Origin of the sequence: Jiangella aurantiaca (assembly GCF_004349105.1) — a bacterium.
Classification (GTDB): domain Bacteria; phylum Actinomycetota; class Actinomycetes; order Jiangellales; family Jiangellaceae; genus Jiangella; species Jiangella aurantiaca.
The window spans coordinates 241,480-264,452 of sequence record NZ_SMLB01000004.1 but is presented as its reverse complement, the minus strand read 5'-3'; the positions used below and the strand labels follow the sequence as shown (position 1 = coordinate 264,452).

The window sequence follows — 22,973 nt, the reverse complement described above, 5'->3', positions numbered from 1 at the left end:
GCTTCGGCGGGGGCGACTTCGGCGGTGGGTTCGGCGGAGACTGACCCGGTAGCGTCCTGACCCGTGCCGACTCCTGAGTTCATCCTGACCCTGCGCGAGCATGTGGGCCACGACCTGCTGTGGCTGACCGGCGTGACCGCGGTCGTCGTCGACGGGGAGGGACGGGTGCTGTTGCACCAGCGCTCCGACACCGGGCAGTGGGCGCTCATCTCCGGCATCCTCGAGCCCGGCGAGCAGCCCGCCGTCGCCGTCGTGCGGGAGGCGTTCGAGGAGACCGGCGTGCGGGTCGAGGTCGAGCGGATCAGCAGCGTCATCACCGACCCGCCGGCGACCTACCCGAACGGCGACCGCGTCCAGTACCTCGACATCGCGTTCCGCTGCCGGCCGGTCGGCGGCGAGGCGCGGGTGAACGACGACGAGTCGCTGGCGGTCGCGTGGTTCGCGCCGGATGACCTGCCTCCGCTGGCCGAGCACATGCGCGAGCGGCTGGCGCACGCGCTGAAGGACGAGCCGGCACCGTACTTCGTCCAGCCCTAGCCTGCCCGCGCCGACGGCTTCAGGTAGCGATGGCCCGTGGGGCCGGTCCAGAGTGTGGCGCCGTCGCGTTGTCGTTCGACGGTCCAGTGACAGTGATGTTTGATCAGATGATGGGTCTCGCACAGGCTCTGGAGATTGCCTGCCGAGGTGGTGCCGCCTCGATCGAAGGGCTCGATGTGGTCGACGTCGGCGGCTCTGGCTGGTCGGTGGCAGCCGGGGGCGCGACAGGTGCGGTCGCGGGCGACGATGAAGTCCGCCAACGCCTTCGTGGGGCGGTACGTCGTGCGCCCGAGGTCGAGGACCTGTCTGGTGCCGGGGTCGGTGCGTAGCCACGTCCACACGCCCTCGGCGGCGAGCTTACGGGCAACGTGGGCAGGGATGGGTCCGTAGCCCTCCAGCTCGCCCGGCCCGTCGCTCAGCCCGATGAGCGTGGCGAACGGAACCGTGACGTGGACGCTGATCGGCCGCCGCCGCGGGGTCGTGCCGGCAGCGCGACCGGCGACAGCGGCCACCCCGTGTGTGGGATCGCCGGTGGCGGAGGGGGTGGTGGTCTGGTCGGCCACGTCGCTCGTCGTCGTGCCAGCGGTGGCACCGTCGGCGCAGGCTGTGAGGGCGGCCCAGCCCAGCTCGGCGAGGGCGTCTGCGCGGCGCTGGTCCTTCGTCCGCGCCGGACGCCCGGCGACGGCGTCGGCACGCTTGGCATCCGCCGCCGCGGCGTTCAGCGCCGTGTCGAACGCGGTGGCATCCTCGGCCGGCAGAAATGCCTCCAAGAACGCCATCCCATCGCTGGCGGGCGTCACCGCGACGTAGCGGCGGTCGCGGGCGAGCTCGTGCCGTTCCGCGGTCTCCACCGGTGCCAGCTCATGCAGGAGCTGCTTGATCAGCTTCCGCAACGCGACCGAGTCCAGGAACGGCGCCTTCGGCAGCACCGCCGCCTCCACCCGCTCCCGAACGTGCAGCTCCTGCCCACCCAGTTCGTCGGTGATCACCCGCGCCCGCCGCAGATCGATCATCCCGGCCTCGAGGGCGGCGTGGGTGTCGGGGAAGTCGAGCACCAGTTGCAGGGCGTGGCCGACCATGTTCTCCGCCTGCGGGGTGGTGAGCTGGCAGCGCCCGGCGACCGCGGTCGCGGTGTTCGTCACCGGGTTCACCGACCGGTACCCGGTGTGGTCCGGGCGCATCTCTGCTCGTGATGCGAGCGCCGCGTGTACGGCGGCCTTCCTGGCCGCCACCCAGGCCTCGAGACGTTCCAGCCCGACGGCGGCCTCCACCAGATCGTGCCCGCCGGCGACCGTCGGATCGAAGCCGCCCAGCCGGGCGGCCAGCTCCGGACCCGCCGGCACCTCGTCGAGGTCGAACGGCAACACCCCGGCGGCCGGCACATCGGCGTATTCGCGCGCCACCCGATCCAACAGGGCGTCGAGCTCGGCATCGACCGCATCGCACGGCTCCAACCGCACCCACGCACCCCGCTCGGGATGCCACGCCACCAGCTGCCCCGTCACCGGGTCGACTCCCGGCGACGGAGCAGTCGGTAGCGCTTCTTCGAACATGCAACTGATCTTACCGACCCCCACCGACAAGGTCGGAGCCGGCGAGATGCGCCAGTTCAGTCGCGGCGGTGCAGCTGGCGCGCCGCCTCGGCCACCGAGCCGGACAGCGACGGGTAGACGGTGAAGGCGCGCGCCATCTGGTCGACGGTGAGGGACGCCTCGACGCCCAGGGAGATCGGGTGGATCAGTTCGCTCGCCCGCGGTGCCACCACCACGCCGCCGACGATGATGCCGGTGCCCGGCCGGCAGAACAGCTTCACGAAGCCGTCGCGGATGCCCAGCATCTTCGCTCGAGCGTTGGTGGCCAGCGGCAGCTTGACGGCGACGGCGTCGATGTCACCGGCGTCGACGGCGGCCTGGCTCCAGCCGACGGTCGCGATCTCGGGGTCGGTGAAGACGTTCGCGGCGACCGTCTTGAGGTTCAACGGCGACACGGCGTCGCCCAGGGCGTGCCACATCGCCGTCCGGCCCTGCATGGCCGCCACCGACGCGAGCATGTTGACGCCGGTGACGTCGCCGGCCGCGTAGACGCCACGGGCGGACGTGCGGGAGACGCGGTCGACCTTGACGAAACCGCGGTCGTCGAGGGCGACGCCGCACTCGGACAGCCCGAGCCCCTCGGTGTTCGGCACCGAGCCGACCGCCATGAGGCAGTGCGAGCCGCGCACCGTCCGCCCATCGGTGAGGCTGACGACGACGCCGGAGCCCTCGCGCCGCACCGACGCCGCCCGCGACTTCGACAGCACGTTCAGCCCGCGCCGCGCGAACACCTCTTCCAGGACGTACGCGGCGTCGGCGTCCTCGCCCGGCAGGACGCGGTCGCGCGACGACACCAGCGTGACGTCGGAGCCGAGCGCGTTGTAGGCGCTGGCGAACTCCGCGCCGGTGACGCCGGACCCGACGACGACCAGGTGCTCGGGCAGCTCGTCGAGGTCGTAGACCTGCTCCCAGGTGAGGATGCGCTCGCCGTCGGGCTCGGCCTCGGGCAGGATGCGCGGCCGCGCGCCGGTGGCCAGCAGCGCGACGTCGGCGACGAACTCGTGGGATCCCTCGTCGACGACGACGCGGTCGCCGGGCGCCAGCCGGCCGGAGCCGCGCAGGATCTGCACGCCGGCCTTCTCGACCGCCGCCGTGGTGTCGGCCGACTGCGCCTTGGCCAGCGCGAGCACCCGCTGGTTGACGCGTCGCAGATCGACGCCGACGGAGTCGTGGCCCAGCTCGACGCCCAGTTCAGCGGATTCAGCGGCGTCGCTGACCACCTCGGCGGTCGCGATGAGGGTCTTGCTGGGCACGCAGTCAGTGAGGACGGCCGAGCCGCCGACGCCGTCGCGATCGACCAGCGTGACCTCCGCTCCGAGCTGCGCCGCCACCAGCGCCGCCTCGTAGCCACCGGGTCCGCCACCGACAATCGCCACACGTGTCACCCCGCCATTGTCCCGTACGCTCACACATCGCGTCGCCCGCCCGGTGACCGGGCGTGCCCGACGGGCATGGCACCCTTACACCGTGCCGACCACGCCCGACCAGCCCACGCCCGGCGCGTCCGTCCCTCAGGCTCCCGCGCCGACCAACTGGCGGCTGCTCGGCCGGCTCGCCGCCATCACCGTCGTGCTGACGGCGATCGACCAGCTGACGAAGTGGTGGGCCGAGCGCGAACTGGCCGGCCGCGAGCCGATCCAGCTGGTCGGCGACCTGCTGCAGCTGCGGCTGCTCTACAACTCCGGCGCGGCGTTCTCGATCGCGACCGGCCTGACCTGGCTCCTGACGCTGCTCGTGGTCGTGGTGATCGCGGCGGTGATCCGGGCGTCGGCGAAGCTGGGCTCGACGCCCTGGACGATCGCGCTCGGGCTGCTGCTCGGCGGCGCGTTCGGCAACCTCATCGACCGGCTGTTCCGCGACCCGGGCTTCCCCGAGGGGCACGTCGTCGACTTCATCGACTACGGCGGCCTGTTCGTGGGCAACGTCGCCGACATCGCCATCACCGCCGCGGCCGTCCTGATCGCGATCCTCACCTGGCGTGGCGTGAGCATCGACGGCGCCCGCCGCGCCGCCTCCCCCGACGGAGCCACGCCTGCCCCATCCGACGACGCCTGACGTCGATCGCCCGGCCTCCAGCGGCCGTCCCCCTTCGCCACGTTTGCACAAGCCGAGCCGGGGAACGTCATGGTCACGACATCCGTGGCCGTGAGGAGGCGGATCGATGAGAAAGGCAATGACGTGGCTGGCCGCTGGCGGTGCCTTCGTGCTCGTCATGGCGGCGTGTACGCCTGGTGGTGACGACAACGGCGACGACGGCGACGGCGAGGCCGGCGGCGAGCTGGTCTGGGCCATCGGCGGCGCCGAAGCCCAGCCGGGCGGTGTCCATCAGCAGGTCGCCGAGCTCTGGAGTGAGCAGAACCCGGACAACCCGATCCGCATCGAGCTGTTGCCGGAGGAAGCCGATCAGCAGCGCGAGCAGCAGGCGCTCGAGCTGCAAGCCGAGGGCAGCGGGTTCGACGTCCTCGGTGTGGACGTGATCTGGACCGGCGAGTACTCGGAGAACGGCTGGGTCGAGAGCCTGGAGGACGTACGCGCCGAGATCGAAGAGGCGTCACTTCCCGGAGCGTTCGAGTCCGCCACGTGGGGCGGTGAGCTCTGGGCGGCCCCGTACAACACCAACGCCGGGTTCCTCTACTACCGGACCGACCTCGTCGAGGAGCCTCCGACGACGTGGGCGGACCTGTGCCAGGTCGGTGTGGCCGCCGCCGAGGCGGCCGGCATCCAACCGTTCATCGGGCAGGGCGCGCAGTACGAAGGCTTCGTCGTGAACTGGCTGGAGTACTACTGGAGCGCCGGCGGTGAGCTGTACAACGAGGACCAGACCGAAGTCCTGTTCGACACCGAGCTCGCGGCCCAGGTCACCCAGTTCATGGCCGATGCGATCGCTCAGGGCTGCTATGCACCCGGCTTCAACACTGCTCAGGAGGAGCCGGCGCGCAACGAGTTCCAGCAGGGCAACGTCGTCTTCATGCGTAACTGGCCGTACGTGTACGGGTTGGTCAACGAGGACACGGGCAGCCCGGCCAACGGCAACTTCGACATCGCGCCGCTGCCCACGGTCACCGGTGAGGGGACCATCTCGGCCCTCGGCGGGTTCAACAACGCGGTGAGCGCGTTCTCCGACAACAAGGACGCGGCGATCGACTTCGTCACCTGGGCGGCGACGGACCCGGAGCCGCAGACGCTGCTGGCCACCGAGGCGTCGGTGCCGCCCACCATGGAGTCGGTCTACGAGGATCTCAGCGACGACCCGGTGATGGCGCTGCTGGGCGAGGTACTCCCGGACGCCAAGCCGCGGCCGCCCGCACCACAGTGGAACGAGATCAGCGTGGAGATGCAGCGCGCGCTGCATCCCGCGGTGAACGGCCAGGGCGACATCCAGAGTGCCGTCGAGAGCGTGCGTGACTTCCTCGAAGGCACCATCGAGTAGGCCGAGAGCGAGCAGGGATTCACCATGGCCGAGACACGGACCGCCCCGCCAGAGAGAAATCGTGCTCCTACTGGCCGAGGCGGTCCGCGCGCCAGGCGGAAGGGGCTCTCCGAGCGCGCGCTCGCGCGACTGTTCATCGCACCGTCACTGCTGGTGATGGGGCTGGTGGCGCTGTTCCCGGTCATCTACGCGATGGTCCTGAGCCTCTACTCGTACACCCGCCGGCAGCGCACCGGCTTCGGCGGGCTCGACAACTACGTCGACGCCCTCACCGATGGCCGCTTCTGGTCGGCCTTGCAGTTCACGCTGACCTTCACGGTCACATCTGTGGCGGCGGAGTTCCTGATCGGTCTCGGGTTCGCGCTCCTGATGAACCGGACGTTCCGCGGTCGTGGGATCACTAGGGCAGCCATCCTCGTTCCCTGGGTGATCCCGACCGTCATCGCCGCCCAGATGTGGTTCTTCATGTTCAACGTGACGCCGGGGTTCATCAACACCATCTTCGGGCTGGGCGACTTCAGCTGGATCGGGCAACCCGGGTGGGCGACGTTCGCCATCGTGTTCGCCGACGTCTGGAAGACGGCACCGTTCGTCGCCTTGCTGCTGCTCGCCGGGCTGCAGACGATCCCTGCCGAGATGGGTGAGAGCGGTCTGGTCGACGGTGCCAACGCGTTCCAGCGGCTCTGGTACATCACCTTGCCGCTGCTGCGCCCGGCGATCCTGGTGGCGCTGCTGTTCCGCACGGTCGACGCGCTGCGGGTGTACGACCTGGTCGTGGTCATGACGGGCGGTGCGTTCGACACGGAGTCGTTGTCGGTGCTCGTCCAGCAATTCGTCGTGCGCACACCCGACCCGGGCTTCGGCTCGGCGTTGTCCACGATCACGTTCGTGCTCATCCTCGGTATCGGGTTGATCTTCGTGCGGATGCTCGGCCGGGACATCATGGTCGGCAGAGGGGCAGAGCGATGAGCGACGTGGCGACGGCTCCGGGCCGCGAGATCGAGGCGACACCGCGCCGCGAGGGCGCGCGGCTGTGGGGAAAGACCGGGCTGCTCGGGATCATCCTGCTGTGGTGTCTGTTCCCGTTCTTCTGGCTCATCATGACCAGCCTGAAGCTGGGCGACCGGGCACTGAACAGTCCCGACATCTTCCAAGGGCCGTTCGGCCTGGACAATTACCGCAACGTGTTCGAGCAGGACTTCCAGCTGAACCTGCGCAACTCGTTCGCCATCGCCGGCATGACGACCATCATCTGCATTGTGATCGGTTCGCTCGCCGGCTACGCGCTGGCCCGGCTGCCACTGAAGCGGAAGATCCTGCTGCTGACCGGCGTTCTGGCGGTGTCGTTGTTCCCGCCGGTCGCACTGGTGCCGCCGCTGTATGAGTTGTGGCGCAACCTCGGTCTGCTGAACACCTGGGAGGGCCTGTACATCCCGTACACGGCGTTCACGCTGCCGTTGACGATCTTCATCCTGACGACGTTCTACGCGGCCATCCCCAAGGAGCTCGAGGAGGCGGCGCGAGTCGACGGCGCGACACCGTTCCAGGCTTTCTACAAGGTCATCTTCCCGCTCGCGGCTCCGGGTGTGTTCGCCGCCGCGATCATCATCTTCGTCACGGCATGGAACGAGTTCCTGCTCGCCAGCACGTTCGCGCCACGCAACCCGGAGGTGGCCCAGACGGTGCCGGTGGCGATCGCGGCTTTCACCGGCCAGGTCGAGTTCCAGCGCCCGATCGGCACCATCACGGCGGCCTGCGTCGTCGTGGTGATCCCGATGATCATCGTGGCCCTGGCGTTCCAGCGGCGGATCGTCGCCGGGCTCACGGCAGGCAGCGTGAAGGGCTGAGAGCGGGCACCCGCCCGCGCGGTATGGTCGGCCGGTGACCGAGCTGCTGGACGATCCGCAGGCCGCCGCGCTGGCCGCGGCCGAGCACGTCGCCGCCGCCACCGGGGTCGAGCGGCACGACATCGCGCTGGTCCTGGGGTCGGGCTGGGGCGGCGCGGCCGATCTCATCGGCGAGACCGTCGCGGAGCTGCCCAGCAGCGAGGTGCCCGGATTCGCCAAGCCGGCCGTCGAAGGCCACGTCGGCACGCTGCGCTCCGTCCGGGTCAGAGGCACCGGGACGCTCGCGCTCGTTCTCGGCGCCCGCACCCACCTCTACGAGGGGCGCGGCGCGCGCGCCGTCGTGCACGGGGTGCGGACGGCGGCCGCGGCGGGCGTGCGGACGGTGGTGCTGACGAACGGCTGCGGCGGGTTGCGCGAGGAGTGGCCGGCCGGTACGCCGGTGCTGATCAGCGACCACATCAACCTCACGGCCACGTCGCCGGTCGAGGGCGCGAACTTCGTCGACCTCACCGACCTCTACTCCGCCCGGCTGCGCGCCGTCGCCCGCGAGATCGACCCGAGCCTGCCCGAGGGCGTCTACGTCCAGTTCCGCGGCCCGCACTACGAGACGCCGGCCGAGGTTCGCATGGCGCAGCGCCTCGGCGGCGACCTCGTCGGCATGTCGACGGCGCTGGAGGCGATCGCCGCGCGCGAGGCGGGTCTCGAGGTGCTCGGCGTGTCGCTGGTCACCAACCTCGCCGCCGGCATCAGCGCGACGCCGCTCAGCCACGCGGAAGTCATCGAGGCGGGTCAGGCCGCCGGGCCGCGCATCAGCGGCCTGCTCGCGGCGGTCGTCGCCGAGCTCTGACGACCACCCGCCGGCGCGACGCCGTCAGCGCTCTGTCAGCGGCTGGTCAGGCGCTCCCCCGACGCTGGTTCTCGAGCACAGAACGTGCCCGAGAACCACAGGAGGACGCATGACCACACTGGCCATCGAGGCGCACGGCCTGGTCAAGACGTTCGGCGAGAACCGCGCCGTCGACGGCGTCGACCTCGCCGTCCGTGCCGGGACCGTGTACGGGGTCCTCGGGCCGAACGGTGCCGGGAAGACCACGACCGTCCGCATGCTCACCACCCTGCTGCGGCCCGACGGTGGCAGCGCGCGGGTGCTGGGCCACGACGTCGTCGACGACGCCGACCAGGTGCGCCGGCTGATCGGGCTGACCGGCCAGTACGCGTCGGTCGACGAGGACCTCACCGGCACCGAGAACCTCGTGCTGCAGTCGCGGCTGGTCGGGCTGAGCCGGTCCCAGTCGAAGCGACGCGCCGCCGAGCTGCTGGAGAGCTTCGACCTGACCGAGGCCGCGAACCGGCCGGTCAAGCACTTCTCCGGCGGCATGCGACGGCGCATCGACCTCGCGGCGAGCATCGTCGTCACGCCGGACGTGCTGTTCCTGGACGAGCCGACGACCGGCCTGGACCCACGCAGCCGCGGGCAGGTGTGGGACATCGTCCGCGGCCTCGTCGCCGGCGGCACCACCGTGCTGCTCACCACCCAGTACCTCGACGAGGCCGACCAGCTGGCCGACCGGATCGCCGTCATCGACCGCGGCACCGTCATCGCCGAGGGGACCAGCGCCGACCTCAAGGCGTCCGTGGGTCGCAGCTCGCTGCACCTGCGGCTGGCCGACGAGGCGCAGCGCGACCTCGCGGAGCGGCTGGTCGCGCAGACGCTGGACACGATGCCGCACCGCACCCCGGAGGCCGGCGTCATCACGGCGCCGGTCGCCGACCCCGACCTCGTCGCCGACCTGATGATCCGGCTGCGCGCCGAGGGCGTCGGCATCGACGAGATCGGCGTGCAGCGCCCCAGCCTGGACGAGGTCTTCCTCGCCCTGACCGGTCACGCCGCCGAGGACGACGACACCGAGAGGACCGCCGCATGACCGCCACCACCGAAGTGCCCGCCGTCGAGCGGCCGGTGCGCAGCATCGCCGCCGCCCGGGTCGACCGGCCGCAGCCGCCGAGCCCGCTCTCGGCCAGCCTGACGCTGGGCTGGCGCAGCGTGCTGAAGATCCGGCGGATCCCGGAGCAGCTGTTCGACGTGACACTCCAACCGGTGATCTTCATCGTGATGTTCGTCTACCTGTTCGGCGGCGCCGTCTCCGGCAGCACGACGGAGTACCTGCAGTTCGTGCTGCCGGGCATCCTGGTGCAGACCGTCGTGATGGCGTCGCTGTACACCGGCATCTCGCTGAACACCGACATCGGCAAGGGCATCTTCGACCGGTTCCGCTCGCTGCCGATCTGGCGGCCGGCGGCGCTGCTCGGCGCACTGCTGGCCGACGGCATCCGCTACGTCGTGGCGGGCGTCGTCTGCCTCGGCGTCGGCATGGCGATGGGCTTCCGGCCGGACGGCAACATGCTCGAGGTGCTCGCAGCTTGCCTGCTGGTGCTGGTGTTCGCGTTCTCGCTGAGCTGGATCTTCGCCTTCCTCGGGCTGGTCATGCGCTCGGCCGGTGCGGTGCAGGGCGTCAGCATGCTGGCGATGTTCCCGCTGACGTTCGCCAGCAACGTGTTCGTCGACCCGTCGACGATGCCCGGCTGGCTACGCTCGTGGGTCGACGTCAACCCGGTGTCGCAGCTGGTCACCGCGGTTCGCGGGCTGATGGCGGGCGCACCCGACGCCGGCGCGATCGGGTGGTCGCTGTTCGGCTGCGCGGTGCTGGTCGCCGTCTTCGGGCCGCTCACCATGCGGGCGTACCGCCGCAAGGCCTGACGCCTCAGGGCCGGACCAGCGTCCCGATCTCCCGCACGACGGCGACGGCGGGGAGGTCGCGGATGCGGTCCCGCTCGGCCGCCAGCAGCCGTTCGTCCGGCTCGGGGAGGTCGACGAGCGCCGGATGGCGGACGTCGCCGAGCAGCTCGACCGCCCCGACCCGGCGGCCGAGCGCGACCAGCCGGGCTGCGCGGGCGCCGTCGCCGCGGGCCTGGGCCAGCCGGCCGTAGGCGATGGCGACCATGCCTACGACCGGCCGGTCGCCATCGGCGACCGCCAGGCCGTAGGCCTCGGCCAGCAGGTCGTCGACGTCGTCGCGGCCGACCCGCAGCCGGGCGACGGCCGCGCCGGCCAGCGCCATCACCCGCAGCTGCGGCGGTCCGTCGATCTCCTCCGACCGCGCCGCCGCGACCGCGACGTCGTAGTGCGCCAGCATGGACACGACGTCGCCCAGCTGCGCGGCGGCCTCGGCCAGCCCGGCCTGCGCCAGGGTGGCGACCTCCGGGTCGTTCGGATAGCGCTCCATGAGCGCGGTCAGCTCGGCGACCCCGCGCGCGACGTCGCCGGCGCGGACCCGCATGATCGCCCGCAGCAGCTGCACCTGGCGGCCGTCGTCGCCGGCGCCGAGCACGTCGAAACTGCGCACCGCCTCGTCCAGCAGCTCGACGGCCGCGGCGCCGTCGCCGTCGGCCGCCTCCGTCATGCCGAGGGTCATCGACGTCATCGCCAGGCCCCACCGGTCGCTGAGCGCGGCGAACCCCGCGCGCGCCTCCTGGGCCAGCCGGCGCGACCGCTCACGATCACCCTCGTTGTCGGCCATGAGGCTGAAGAACAGCGCGGCCATGGCACGCATCCACGGGTCGCCGGACGCCTCGGCGATCGCGCGAGCCCGCTCCAGCTGGGCCGGCCGGCCGTTCATGGCGGCGAGCACCAGCTCGCCGAAGGCCCGGGCCAGCGGGGTCAGCTCGGCGTCGCCGCGCACCAGCCGGCGCAGCCGCCGCATGGTCGTCGCCCCCATCCGGGTGGGGCCGGCGACCAGGGAGTTGGGGACGATCACCGCGTAGAGCACGGCGGAGGTGCTCGGGTCGGCGGGTCCGTCCATCCGGATCAGCTGCTCGCCCCAGCCGGCGACCTCGAAGTGCAGGCCGAGGGCGGCCCAGTACCAGCACATCGTCAGCGCGACGGCGTACGCGGACCGGGTGTCGCCGGAGTCGATGGCGGCGCGCAGCCCGGCCACCAGGTTGTCGTGCTCGCCGGCCAGCGCACCGAACCACGCGACCTGACCGTGGCCGCGAAGGTTCGGCTCGGCCCGGACGGCGAGGTCGACCGCCCAGGCGACCAGCGCGGCCGTCGCCGCCGCCCGCTCGCCCGCGGCGTCCAGCTCGGCGTCGGCGAACTCGCGGACGGTCTCCAGCAGCCGGAACCGGACGGTGCCGCCGGACTCGTCGACGACCAGCAGGGACTGGTCGGCCAGGCCGGCCAGCGCGGCGTCGACGGCGGCCGCGTCGACCGAGCCGAACGCGCAGACGGCGGCCGCGGTCGCCGCGTCCGCACCGCCGGGGAGCACGCCGAGCCGGCGCAGCACCGCCTGCTCGGTCTCGTCAAGCAGCTCCCAGCTCCACCGGACGACGGCCAGCAGCGTGCGGTGCCGCTCCGGCGCCGAGCGCGGCCCGCCAACCAGCAGCCCGAACCGGTCGTCGAGCCGGGCGGCGAGCTGCTCCACCGACATCGACCGCACCTTCGCCGCGGCCAGCTCGATGGCCAGCGGCAGGCCGTCGAGGTGCCGGCAGACGTCCGCGACGACCGCCGGGTCGAGGTGTGCCGCCGGCCGGGCGGCGCGGGCGCGGTCGTAGAACAGCCGCACGGCCGGGTAGTCGAGCGGGCCGTCGTCGGCACCGGCGGGCGGCAGCGCCAGGGCGGGCAGCGGGTGCACGACCTCGCCGTCGACGGCCAGCGGGGTCCGGCTGGTCGCGAGCACCCGCACCTGCGCCGACGCCGTGACGATCTCGTGCACGACCAGCGCGACGGTGTCGACCAGGTGCTCGCAGTTGTCGACGACGATCAGCGCGTCGCTGTCGGCCAGCAGGTCGCGCAGCCGCTCGAGCGGCGGCCGGGCGACCGGTGACGTGGCGAGGTCCATCAGGCCGACCTCGCGGCCGCCCAGGCCGGCCAGCACGGCCGGCAGCACGTCAGCGTCGTCGCGCAGGCCGGCCAGCTCGACGAGGTGCACCGGGCGGCCGGTGCGGTCCAGCCGGCGCAGCGCGAGCTCGGTGGCGAACCGGGTCTTGCCGACGCCGCCGGGGCCCAGCAGTGTGACCAGCCGCGCGTCGTCCAGCAGCCGCTCGACCTGCGCCAGCTCGTCGTCGCGGCCCAGCAGCGGGGTCGCGGACCGGCGCAGCCGGGGCCCCCGGCCCGAGGCGGCCGCCTCGGGCGCCGCGGCGGCGGACGGGCCGGCGGCGGTCGTCGTGGCCGGCACCGGGCCCAGGCGCAGCGCCACCCGGTCGTGCGTCAGCACCGCAAGGTGGACGTCGCGCAGCTGCGGCCCGGGGTCGGCGCCGAGCGCCTCCGCGAGCCGCTCCCGTCCGTCCTCGTAGGCGGCCAGCGCCTCGGCCGGCCGCCCGGTCGCCACCAGCGCCCGCATCAGCTGGCCGAGCAGCGCCTCGTCGAGCGGGTGGTCGTCGACCAGCGCGGCCAGCTCGGCCGGCAGGTCGGCGTGGGCGCCGCGGCGCAGGTCGGCCTCGATGCGGGTGCGGCGCAGGTCCAGCCGCAGGGTGCCGAGCCGGGCCGCCTCGACCGGCGCGAACGGCGCGTCGCCGACGTCGGTCAGCGGCTCGCCCCGCCACAGCTCCAGCGCCCGGCCGGCCGCGGCGGCGGCCGTCGCGGGGTCGCCGTCGCGCACAGCCGCCGTCGCCGACGCCAGCAGCGCGTCGGCCACGGCGGCGTCGACGTCGTCGCGGGCGACCGCGAGCCGGTACCCGCCGGCCGCCGCCTCGACCGTCACCGCATGGCCGTTCAGCGCCTTGCGCAGTCGCGACGCGGCCGCCTGCACGGCGTTGGCGGGGTTGGCCGGGCGGCCCGCCCACACGTCGTCGACGATCGTCTCGACTCCGACGACGCGGCCCGGCGCCAGCGCCAGCCGGGCGAGCAGCGCGCGTACGCCCGCGCCCGGGATCTCACCGGCAGCACCCACGCGCACCGGTCCGAGGATCGAGACCTGCATGCTCCTAGGATCTCCTGAACGCGGGACGGCGCCACGTCCGCCTCGCGGGAAGGAGAAGTTCCGCGATGACCGACGTGCTCGAGCAGGCCCGCGCCTGGCTGGCCGACGACCCCGACCCGGCCACCCGGGCGGACCTGCAGGCGGTGCTCGACGCCGCCGGGGCCGGCGACGCCGCCGCGTCCGCGGACCTCGCCGACCGGTTCGCCGGCTTCCTGCAGTTCGGCACCGCGGGCCTGCGCGGCGCCATCGGCGCCGGCCCGAACCGGATGAACCGCGCCGTCGTCATCCGTGCCGCCGCCGGCCTCGCAGCCTACCTGCGCGAGGCCCGCGCCCCGGTCAACGGCTCGCGGCACCGCGTCGTCATCGGCTACGACGCCCGGTACCGGTCGTCGGACTTCGCCACCGACACCGCCGCCGTCCTGATCGCGGCCGGCATGGAGGCGCTGGTCATGCCGCGGCTGCTGCCGACACCGGTGCTCGCGTTCTCGGTACGGCACCTGTCCGCCGACGCCGGCGTCATGGTGACGGCCAGCCACAACCCGCCGCAGGACAACGGCTACAAGGTGTACCTCGGCGGCCCGGACGGCGGCTCGCAGATCGTGTCGCCTGCCGACGCCGAGATCGCCGCGCGCATCGACGCCGTCCCGTCTGTCGCGTCGGTCCCGCGCGCGGAGTCGGGCTGGACGGAGATCGGCGAGGACGTCGTGACGGCGTATCTGGCGGCCGCCGCCGGGGTGGCCGAGCGCGGCGGGCCGCGCGACGTCCGCATCGTGCACACGTCGCTGCACGGTGTCGGCGGCGTCACCGCGGGCGAGGCGCTGCTCCGTGCCGGCTTCACCGACCTGCACACCGTCGCCGAGCAGGCCGAGCCGGATCCGGACTTCCCCACCGTCGCGTTCCCGAACCCGGAGGAGCCCGGCGCCATCGATCTCGCGCTCGCGCTGGCGCGGCGGGTCGGCGCGGACGTCGTCATCGCCAACGACCCGGACGCGGACCGGTGCGCGGTCGCGCTCCCGGCGCGCGACGGCAACGGCTGGCGGATGCTGCACGGGGACGAGGTGGGCGCGCTGCTCGGCGAGCACCTGGCCCGGCGCGGCCGCACCGGCGTGCTGGCCAACTCGATCGTGTCGTCGCGGCTGCTCGGGCGCATCGCCGCCGCGCACGGCCTGCAGCACGCGGAGACGCTGACCGGATTCAAGTGGATCTCCCGGGTGCCGGGCCTGGCGTACGGCTACGAGGAGGCGCTGGGCTACTGCGCCGACCCGGAGTCGGTGCGCGACAAGGACGGCATCTCGGCGGCCGTGCTGGTGGCCGAGCTGGCCGCGCAGACCAAGGCGGCCGGCCGGACGCTCTGGGACGTGCTCGACGACCTCGCCGTGGCACACGGCTTGCACGCCACCGACCAGCTCTCCGTCCGCGTCGACGACCTGTCGCTGATCGCGGACGCGATGGCCCGGCTGCGCTCGGCGCCGCCGGCCTCGCTGGGCGGGTCCGCCGTCGTGACGACGGACGACCTGCTGGCAGGCGACGGCGGCCTGCCGCCCGCGGACGGCCTGCGCTACCTGACCGCCGACGCCACCCGCGTCGTCGTCCGGCCCAGCGGCACCGAGCCGAAGCTCAAGTGCTACCTCGAGGTCGTGGTCGCGGTCGCCGGCGGCGACGTCGCCGCCGCGCGGACCGTTGCCGCCGACCGGCTGGCCGCCGTCCGCGCCGACGTCGCCGCCGCGCTAGGCCTCGGCGTCTAGGGTTGTCGGGCACCGATGGAAATGATCACGTTGAGTAGGGTGTGTTCGCTCTGACAGGCATGCATTCCTGGTGAACCGTGAACACGCCTAGTCCGACGGCCATCATGGAGAAACGACCTAGGGCTCGCAGGCGGGGTCGACCGTCAACGTGATCGCGTTGCCGGCGGCGGAGGCGTTGCCCGAGCTGTCCACGGCTCGCACCGTGATCGTGTTGCCGCCGGGGTCGGGCAGCCACACGGTCGCGGCGCCGGTGCCGCGTGCGACGCCGATGAGCCGGCCGTTGCCGAACACCTCGTAATCGATGTCCGCCGCGGCATCGCGGTCGTCGGCCGAGGGCGTCCACGTGAGGGCCGCGTTGTCGCAGGTGTAGCGGGCGATCCGGCCCGTCAGCCCGGACGGCGTGCCCGGCGGCGTGACGTCGGTGGTGGCCGGCGTCGTGACGGCCAGCGCGTTCGACGGCGCCGACAGGCCGCCGCTCCGGAGGGCTCGTACGGTGTACGAGTGCGCGCTGCCCGGCGCCAGCCGCCGGATCGTCACCGTCGCCGTCGGCTGCGCGAACCGCGCGGCCGCCGTGCCGACCAGCGTCGGCCCGTCGAAGACCTGGTAGGCCCAGACGTCGAACTCGTCGCCCGGGCGGTCGAACTCCAGGCTCACGCGCGCAGGTGAGACCTCGGTGGCCCTCAGGCCGGACGGCGCGCCCGGCTGGACACCGGGACCGCGGGTGGTGACGGTGATCGTCCGAGTGGGCGCGGCGACATCGCCGGACGCGTCCACGGCGACGATCCGGTAGCCGTACGTCTGTCCCGGTACCAGGTTCCGGGCGACGTAGGCGCTGCCGAGGCTCGTGGTGACCAGCACGTCGTTCTGGTAGACGCGCCACCTGGTCGGCTCGGTGAGGGCCCCGGGCGACCACTGCATCGAGACCAGTGTGTCGGTGACGTTGTTGACGTAGAAGTTGAACGGGGTCGGCGGCGCGGTCCCCGCGGTCGCCGTCGCCGGCCCGGCCAGGCCCAGTGACAGCGCCGTGGTCAACCCCGCAGCGAGTGCGACGAAACGCCTGCGTACGTGCATGTCGAACCTCCTCGATCGATCGGCGTCGCCTGGTGTACGTGGGAATCGGCTCCGGGGATTGAGGCTCCCGGACCCGATCCGTGGGTGCGTCGGGTCCGCGGTCGGTCACACGGCGCGCGTGGTCGAGGGATTCGGGTAGCCAGGGCCGCACAGATCCCTCAGCCATCGGCGGGTCACCTCGATGGGGTGCTGCGGCGGGAGCTCCGGCGAGATCTGGACTGGCGGACGAGCGCCTAGACTCGACGCGTGACCATGCTCGACGACGCGCGCCTGTCCGACATCGCCTCCTCCGAGGCGTCGCTGCGCCGCTTCCTGCACGGCCTGCCGGGGGTCGACCAGACCGGTGCCGAGGCCCGGGCGGCCGCGCTGGCCACGCGGTCCATCAAGACCACGGCCAAGCAGTACGCCATCGACCTCGCCATCTCGATGATCGACCTCACCACGCTGGAGGGCCAGGACACCCCCGGCAAGGTGCGGGCACTGTGCGCGAAGGCGCTGCGCCCCGACCCGTCCGACCGCACCGTCCCGCGGGTCGCGGCGGTCTGCGTCTACCCCGACCTGGTCGCGACGGCGAAGGAGGCCCTCGGCCCGAACAGCCCGGTCAAGGTCGCCAGCGTCGCCACCGGGTTCCCGTCGGGGCGCACGAGCCTGGCGGTCAAGGAGGCCGACACGCGTGAGGCGGTCGCGGCCGGCGCCGACGAGGTCGACATGGTCATCGACCGCGGTGCGTTCCTCGCCGGCCGCTACGGCGAGGTGTTCGACGAGATCGTCGCGGTCAAGCAGGCCGCCGGCGACGCCCACCTCAAGGTGATCCTCGAGACCGGCGAGCTGGCCACGTACGACAACGTCCGGCGGGCGTCCTGGCTGGCCATGCTGGCCGGCGGCGACTTCATCAAGACCAGCACCGGCAAGGTCGCGCCGGCCGCGACCCTGCCTGTCACGCTGGTCATGCTCGAGGCGGTCCGCGACTTCCGCGAGGCCACCGGCCGCCAGATCGGCGTGAAGCCCGCCGGCGGCATCCGGACCAGCAAGGACGCCATCAAATACCTGGTTCTGGTCAACGAGACCGTCGGCGACGACTGGCTCGACCCCGACTGGTTCCGCCTGGGCGCCTCCAGCCTGCTGAACGACCTGCTCATGCAGCGGCAGAAGATCGCCACCGGCCGGTACGCGGGTCCCGACTACTTCACCCTCGACTGACGGCCCACTATCACCCGGCCGTGCGGAAGAACGTGCTCGCCGGGTCGGTACCGTTCGACTGTGAGAAGAACGCCGCGAAGTCCGTCCCGATGTTCGACAGGCCCTCGTAGTCGCCGGTGAAGAACCCCCGCGCGAACGGCGCCAGCCGCATGTCGAACGGCGTGTTCGTGAGCCGGACCTCGTTGCCCCAGTTCGCCGCGCTGGCGCAGGCCGTCGGCGTCGTCGGGTGGCAGTGCACCATCCAGTAGTCGGTGGGCAGCGTCGTGGGCGACGGTGTGTTGTTGCGGAAGTCGTAGTACGTGACCCCCCCGGTCCCGTCGTCGGCCACGTGCACCGACGGCGTGAACGCCTGCTGGTTGCCGGGCGGCACCGTCCCCGGTGTGGCGTTGATCTTGATCGGCTGCGACCAGGTCAGCCCGCCGTCCAGCGACTGTGAGAACGCGATGCTGTCGAACCGGCCGCCGCTGAAGCGCGCGTCCTGCCAGACGACGTACAGGGCGCCGGTCTCGCGGTCCACGGCGACCTCCGGGATGATGTCGCCTGTGCGGACGGGGTCGCCGGTGTCGGGGTCGGTGATCTCGATGGTGCCGAGCCGGCTGACGAAGATCCGCTCGGACCAGGTGACGCCCTGGTCCTCCGAGATCATGACGGCCACGTTGTTGCCGCGCCGGCCGCCGCGGTTGTCGTTGCGGATCTCGTTGAAGACGTTCACGAGCGTGCCGTCCGGCTGCACGACGATCTGGTTGCCGATGGTCTGGTCCCGCATGCCGGGGTCGTAGATCTCCTTCGGCGCCTCCCAGGTCTCGCCGCCGTCGGTGCTGCGGGCGAACCAGGCCGGCCCGCTGAAGGCAGCGGTGACGAAGCCGGCGATCACGCTGGCCCGCTCACTGCCGGGGAAGACCAGCCGGTCCCAGACCGCGTAGACGAGGTCCGGATCGGTGGGGTCGGCGGTGATGGACTGCTTGTCGTTGAACACGTTGGCGTCCAGGTCACGGATCACCTCGACCGGGTCGGTCCAGGTCAGGCCGCCGTCGTCGGAGTAGCTGGCCAGCAGCGCGTGGTCGAAGTCGCGCGGCTCGAACGGCGGCGCGACGTCGTTGAACGACAGCGCCAGCTGGTGCAGCCGGCCGTCGGGTCCGAACGACACCCAGGGGTCGGTCGACCGGTCGTACGTGCCACCCGAGCACAGCGAGATGCCCGGGATGACCACCTGCTGCCAGGTGCTGCCCCCGTCCTGGCTGACACCGGCCACCAGGCCGCGGGCGCCGCCGTTGGACCAGCGGTCGGCCTGCCAGATCCCGACCACGTTGTCCGTGTCGGTCGGGTTCACGTCGATCCACGGTTCGACCTCGCTGTTGAGGAACACCGTCCCGGACTGGTCCTCGACGGCGTCCGCGGTGCAGCCCAGGAACGGGCTGGTGCCGGAGACCTGGACCAGCGGCCCGGTCGTGAACGGCGCGGCGATCGCCGGGATCGCGCCGGCCACGATGACTGCGGAGCCCGCGATGAACGTGACAGCTCGCCGACTAGGCATAGAAGTCGCCCCCCGAGGTCGATTCACACGGTCCCCGACGCTGGCACCGCGGCCCCGCCCGCGCAAGCACCGGTACGGACAAACGGCGGCGGGCCGGAGCGCCTACGCTGGGTACCGTGCAGGCCGACCGAGTGACCGTGGACTGATCCCCATGACGAAGTTCGAGTACGCCCCCGCGCCTGAGTCGCGGGCCATCGTCGACATCAAGAGCTCGTACGGCCTGTTCGTGAACGGCGAGTTCGTCGATCCCGTCGACGGGTCGATGTTCAAGTCGGTCAACCCGGCCACCGAGGAGGTGCTGGCCGAGATCGCGGCGGCCGGCGTCGACGACGTCGACAAGGCCGTCCAGGCGGCCCGCCGGGCCTACGAGCGCACCTGGTCGGAGCTGTCCGGCCGCGACCGCGGCAAGTACCTGTTCCGCATCGCGCGGATCATCCAGGAGCGCGCCCGCGAGCTGGCCGTCCTCGAGTCGATCGACAACGGCAAGCCGATCCGCGAGTCGCGCGACGTCGACATCCCGCTGGTCGCGGCGCACTTCTTCTACTACGCCGGTTGGGCCGACAAGCTGGCGTGGGCCGGCGGTCCGAGTACACCGTCCCGACCACCGCAGCCATATGGCGTCGCAGGCCAGGTCATCCCGTGGAACTTCCCGCTGCTCATGCTGGCGTGGAAGATCGCGCCGGCGCTGGCCGCCGGGAACACCGTCGTGCTCAAGCCGGCCGAGACCACACCTCTGACAGCGCTGCTGTTCGCCGAGATCTGCCAGCAGGCCGACCTCCCGCCGGGCGTCGTCAACATCGTCACCGGCGCCGGCGACACCGGCCGGGCCCTGGTCGAGCACCCGGGCGTCGACAAGGTCGCGTTCACCGGGTCCACCGAGGTCGGCAAGCAGATCGCCCGTAGCGTCGCCGGCAGCGTGAAGAAGGCGACGCTCGAGCTGGGTGGCAAGGCCGCGAACATCGTGTTCGACGACGCGCCGATCGACCAGGCGGTCGAGGGCATCGTCAACGGCATCTTCTTCAACCAGGGGCACGTGTGCTGCGCGGGCTCGCGGCTGCTGGTGCAGGAGTCGGTGTACGACGAGGTCCTGGGCCGGCTGAAGCGGCGGCTCGGCACGCTGCGAGTCGGCGACCCGCTGGACAAGAACACCGACATCGGCGCCATCAACTCCGCCGACCAGCTGGCCCGCATCCGCGAGCTGTCCGAGGTGGGCGAGGCCGAGGGCGCCGAGCGCTGGTCGCCGGAGTGCGAGCTGCCCGAGCGCGGCTTCTGGTTCCCGCCGACGGTGTTCACCGGCGTCAGCCAGGCGCACCGCATCGCCCGCGAGGAGATCTTCGGCCCGGTGCTGTCGGTGCTGACGTTCCGCACCCCGGCCGAGGCGGTCGAGAAGGCCAACAACACACCGTACGGGCTGTCCGCCGGTGTGTGGACGGAGAAGGGCTCGCGCATCCTGTCGATGGCGCAGCAGCTGCGGGCCGGCGTCGTCTGGGCCAACACGTTCAACCGGTTCGACCCGACGTCGCCGTTCGGCGGCTACAAGGAGTCCGGCTACGGCCGCGAGGGCGGCCGGCACGGTCTACTGGCATACCTGAAGGCGGAGCACTGATGGCCGAGCGACTGGCTGTGAAGAAGACTTACAAGCTGTACGTCGGCGGCAAGTTCCCCCGCTCGGAGTCCGGCCGGTCCTACGAGGTCACCGACGCCAAGGGCGGGTTGCTGGCCAACGCCGCCTGGGCCTCGCGCAAGGACGCCCGCGACGCCGTCGTCGCCGCCCGCAAGGCGCTGCCCGGCTGGTCCGGCGCGACGGCGTACAACCGCGGCCAGGTGCTCTACCGCGTCGCCGAGGTCATGGAGGGCCGGCACGCCCAGTTCGTCAACGAGGTCGCCGCCGGCGAGGGCCTGGCCCGCGGCAAGGCGTCGGCGCTGGTCGACGAGGCCATCGACCGCTGGGTCTGGTACGCCGGGTGGGCGGACAAGATCGCCCAGGTGGTCGGGTCGAGCAACCCGGTCGCCGGGCCCTACTTCGACTTCTCCGTGCCCGAGCCGACCGGCGTGGTCGCCGTACTCGCGCCCCAGCGGTCGTCGTTGCTCGGCCTGGTGTCGGTGCTGGCGCCAGTCATCGTCGGCGGCAACACGGCGGTGCTCCTGGCGTCGGCGGACCGGCCGCTGCCGGCCATCACGCTGTCCGAGGTGCTGGCGACGTCCGACGTGCCTGGCGGCGTGGTGAACATCCTCACCGGGACGCTGGCCGACACCGCGCCGATCCTGGCCGCGCACATGGACGTCAACGCCGTCGACCTGACCGGTGCTGCCGGCGACGCCGAGCAAGCGCGCGAGCTGGAGCTGGCGGCCGCCGACAACCTCAAGCGGGTCGTGCGCGCGCCGGAGGCCGAGCCCGACTGGATCGCCGAGCCCGGCCTCGAGCGCATCACCGCCTACCTGGAGATCAAGACCGTCTGGCACCCGGTCGGCGTCTGACCCGTCATTTCGGCGAGGGCGTCCCGGTCGGCGTCGGCGCCGTCGCGCCTGGGAGCAGCGTCCCGAACGGCGCGTCGAGCGCCGGCTGCCCGCACTGACCGTCCCGATCCACGTCGACCGTCAGCCGCGGGAAGACGTGGTCGCCCCAGGGGTTGGCGGCGGTGAACGACTGCTCGTCGTAGGCGCCGTCGTAGCACTCTTCGAACCAGCCGAGGTCGATCGGGTTGCCGTTCTGGTCGTAGAGCCGGACGTTCTCCAGCAGCGTGCCATCAGGACCGTATGGAAAGATGTTGGTGACTTGCGTGCCGTTCTCGTCGTAGAAGCCCGGCCCGCCGTATGCGGCCGGGCCAGTGTAGTCGTAGCCGCCGTCGACGTACTGCACACGGTCGCGGGCGGCGTAGTCGACCGCCACACCGGCCACCACCAGTCCGCCGATGGCCAGCGCGGCGTTGGCCGCCTGGACCGCGACCAGGCGCCGCCCGCGGATCTCGTCCGCCGCCGTCCGCCGGCCGAGCCACACCGACGCGACCACCGCGCCGAGGAACACCGCCAGGCCGAACGGGATGCTTTCGGCCACGTACGCGGCGATCAGCGCCAGCGCGCCGGCCCGGGCGATCCACCAGGCCGGCCGCAGCGACGCCACCAGCTCGATGGCCGGCCGTCCCCACGGCACGCTGCGCACCCACTCCTCGACCTGCGCCAGCAGCGGCGCGGTCGGGACCCGGCGCAGCTCGGCGACCGGGTCCTCGCGGCCGGTCACCAGCAGCAGCGCCGCCCCGACGGCGACGATGGCGGCCACCAGTGCCGGCACCGCGAACATCGCCGGGGCGCCGCTCAGCCCGAACAGCGTGTCGACGAACGCGACCGCACCCAGCCCGACCGCGGCCCAGCCGAAGAACGCGACCATGAACCGCAGCAGCCGCCGCACGAACCCGTCCCGTACCGGCGCGGTCTCCGGGGCCGGCTGCGGCAGCCCGGCCGCGGCGCGCAGCTCGGCCGCGTACGCCGCCGGCGCGCCCAGCCGGTCGATCAGCACGCCGGCGGTGACGTCGTCGCCGTACTCGGCGGCGACGTGGTCGAGGTGGTCACGGACGTCCTCGGCGATCTCGGCCAGCTCGTCCGCCGGCAGGTCACGGAGCTCCTCGCGCACCGCGGCGACGTACGTCGCGACGGCCGGGTGGGCGGTGGCCCGGGTGGTGCTCACGCTGCCTCCTTCGTGGAGTGGTCGACCAGCTCCGTCAGCACCCCGGCGAACTCGCGCCACGTCTTGGCCGAGCGTCGCAGCAGGTCGCGGCCGGTTCCGTTGAGGCTGTAGTACTTGCGGTGCGGGCCCTCCTCGGACGGCACGACGTACGTGGTCAGCGCGCCGGCATGGTACAGCCGCCGCAGCGTCCCGTACACCGACGCGTCGCCGACCTCCGTCAGGCCGGCCGCGCGCAGCCGCCGCACGACGTCGTAGCCGTAGCCGTCCTCCTCGCGCAGCACCGCGAGCACCGCGAGGTCGAGCACTCCCTTGAGGAGCTGACTGGTGTCCATGGCGCACTATTATGCACTGCGCACT

19 protein-coding genes are annotated in these 22,973 nt (G+C 72.4%); 12 read left to right on the top strand and 7 right to left on the bottom strand.

Annotation, left to right across the window (positions count from 1 at the left end):
* Positions 1-63: 63 nt before the first annotated feature.
* Positions 64-537, top strand: coding sequence for an NUDIX hydrolase (locus tag E1262_RS05035; protein WP_132101912.1), 474 nt, complete (start codon positions 64-66; stop codon positions 535-537).
* On the opposite strand, the gene E1262_RS05030 is transcribed toward E1262_RS05035, so the two are convergent.
* Positions 534-2,090, bottom strand: a complete 1,557-nt coding sequence (locus E1262_RS05030) for an HNH endonuclease signature motif containing protein (RefSeq protein WP_132101911.1) — start codon at positions 2,088-2,090, stop codon at positions 534-536. The genes E1262_RS05035 and E1262_RS05030 overlap by 4 nt on opposite strands.
* A gap of 56 nt (positions 2,091-2,146) precedes the next feature.
* Positions 2,147-3,514: an NAD(P)H-quinone dehydrogenase gene (locus tag E1262_RS05025; RefSeq protein ID WP_132101910.1), complete on the bottom strand. Its 1,368-nt coding sequence runs from the start codon at positions 3,512-3,514 to the stop codon at positions 2,147-2,149.
* Between the two features lie 82 nt (positions 3,515-3,596).
* On the opposite strand from E1262_RS05025, the gene lspA reads away from it, so the two are divergent.
* From lspA to E1262_RS04990, 7 genes are all read left to right on the top strand, one after another.
* Positions 3,597-4,184, top strand: coding sequence for a signal peptidase II (lspA, locus tag E1262_RS05020; protein ID WP_203453548.1), 588 nt, complete (start codon positions 3,597-3,599; stop codon positions 4,182-4,184).
* 106 nt (positions 4,185-4,290) lie between these two features.
* A complete protein-coding gene (locus E1262_RS05015) occupies positions 4,291-5,559 on the top strand; it encodes an ABC transporter substrate-binding protein (RefSeq protein WP_132101909.1) in 1,269 nt (422 codons plus the stop codon).
* 156 nt (positions 5,560-5,715) lie between these two features.
* Entirely contained in the window at positions 5,716-6,528 is an 813-nt protein-coding gene (locus tag E1262_RS05010) for a carbohydrate ABC transporter permease (RefSeq protein WP_238992834.1), read from the top strand.
* A complete protein-coding gene (locus tag E1262_RS05005; protein WP_132101907.1) occupies positions 6,525-7,406 on the top strand; it encodes a carbohydrate ABC transporter permease in 882 nt (293 codons plus the stop codon). Before E1262_RS05010 ends, E1262_RS05005 begins: the two co-directional genes overlap by 4 nt.
* A 34-nt stretch (positions 7,407-7,440) precedes the next feature.
* On the top strand, positions 7,441-8,253 hold the full coding sequence (locus tag E1262_RS05000) for a purine-nucleoside phosphorylase (protein WP_132101906.1): 813 nt from the start codon (positions 7,441-7,443) through the stop codon (positions 8,251-8,253).
* Between the two features lie 109 nt (positions 8,254-8,362).
* Entirely contained in the window at positions 8,363-9,331 is a 969-nt protein-coding gene (locus E1262_RS04995; protein ID WP_132101905.1) for an ATP-binding cassette domain-containing protein, read from the top strand.
* Positions 9,328-10,164: an ABC transporter permease gene (locus tag E1262_RS04990; RefSeq protein WP_132101904.1), complete on the top strand. Its 837-nt coding sequence runs from the start codon at positions 9,328-9,330 to the stop codon at positions 10,162-10,164. Before E1262_RS04995 ends, E1262_RS04990 begins: the two co-directional genes overlap by 4 nt.
* 4 nt (positions 10,165-10,168) lie before the next feature.
* Here the strand turns inward: E1262_RS04990 and E1262_RS04985 are convergent, their stop codons facing one another.
* A complete protein-coding gene (locus E1262_RS04985) occupies positions 10,169-13,384 on the bottom strand; it encodes an AfsR/SARP family transcriptional regulator (RefSeq protein ID WP_132101903.1) in 3,216 nt (1,071 codons plus the stop codon).
* Between the two features lie 65 nt (positions 13,385-13,449).
* On the opposite strand from E1262_RS04985, the gene E1262_RS04980 reads away from it, so the two are divergent.
* The gene (locus E1262_RS04980; protein ID WP_132101902.1) at positions 13,450-15,129 is read left to right on the top strand and encodes a phospho-sugar mutase; all 1,680 of its coding nucleotides are present in this window, start codon (positions 13,450-13,452) and stop codon (positions 15,127-15,129) included.
* Positions 15,130-15,246: 117 nt separating this feature from the next.
* On the opposite strand, the gene E1262_RS04975 is transcribed toward E1262_RS04980, so the two are convergent.
* A complete protein-coding gene (locus E1262_RS04975) occupies positions 15,247-16,200 on the bottom strand; it encodes a fibronectin type III domain-containing protein (protein WP_132101901.1) in 954 nt (317 codons plus the stop codon).
* Between the two features lie 252 nt (positions 16,201-16,452).
* On the opposite strand from E1262_RS04975, the gene deoC reads away from it, so the two are divergent.
* On the top strand, positions 16,453-17,400 hold the full coding sequence (gene deoC / locus E1262_RS04970) for a deoxyribose-phosphate aldolase (RefSeq protein WP_132101951.1): 948 nt from the start codon (positions 16,453-16,455) through the stop codon (positions 17,398-17,400).
* Between the two features lie 10 nt (positions 17,401-17,410).
* Here the strand turns inward: deoC and E1262_RS04965 are convergent, their stop codons facing one another.
* Complete coding sequence (locus E1262_RS04965) at positions 17,411-18,934, bottom strand: sialidase family protein (protein WP_132101900.1); 1,524 nt, start codon at positions 18,932-18,934, stop codon at positions 17,411-17,413.
* Between the two features lie 151 nt (positions 18,935-19,085).
* Here E1262_RS04965 and E1262_RS04960 point away from each other — a divergent pair, with 151 nt between their 5' ends.
* Positions 19,086-20,540, top strand: coding sequence for an aldehyde dehydrogenase family protein (locus E1262_RS04960; RefSeq protein WP_132101899.1), 1,455 nt, complete (start codon positions 19,086-19,088; stop codon positions 20,538-20,540).
* A complete protein-coding gene (locus tag E1262_RS04955) occupies positions 20,540-21,412 on the top strand; it encodes an aldehyde dehydrogenase family protein (protein ID WP_203453546.1) in 873 nt (290 codons plus the stop codon). The genes E1262_RS04960 and E1262_RS04955 overlap by 1 nt, the downstream gene beginning before the upstream one ends.
* A 4-nt stretch (positions 21,413-21,416) precedes the next feature.
* On the opposite strand, the gene E1262_RS04950 is transcribed toward E1262_RS04955, so the two are convergent.
* Together E1262_RS04950 and E1262_RS04945 are read right to left on the bottom strand one after the other, a co-directional pair.
* Positions 21,417-22,616 carry an HAAS signaling domain-containing protein gene (locus E1262_RS04950; RefSeq protein WP_132101898.1) on the bottom strand — a complete coding sequence of 400 codons (1,200 nt, stop codon included), beginning with the start codon at positions 22,614-22,616 and terminating at the stop codon, positions 21,417-21,419.
* A complete protein-coding gene (locus E1262_RS04945) occupies positions 22,613-22,948 on the bottom strand; it encodes a PadR family transcriptional regulator (RefSeq protein WP_132101897.1) in 336 nt (111 codons plus the stop codon). The genes E1262_RS04950 and E1262_RS04945 overlap by 4 nt, the downstream gene beginning before the upstream one ends.
* Positions 22,949-22,973: the final 25 nt, after the last annotated feature.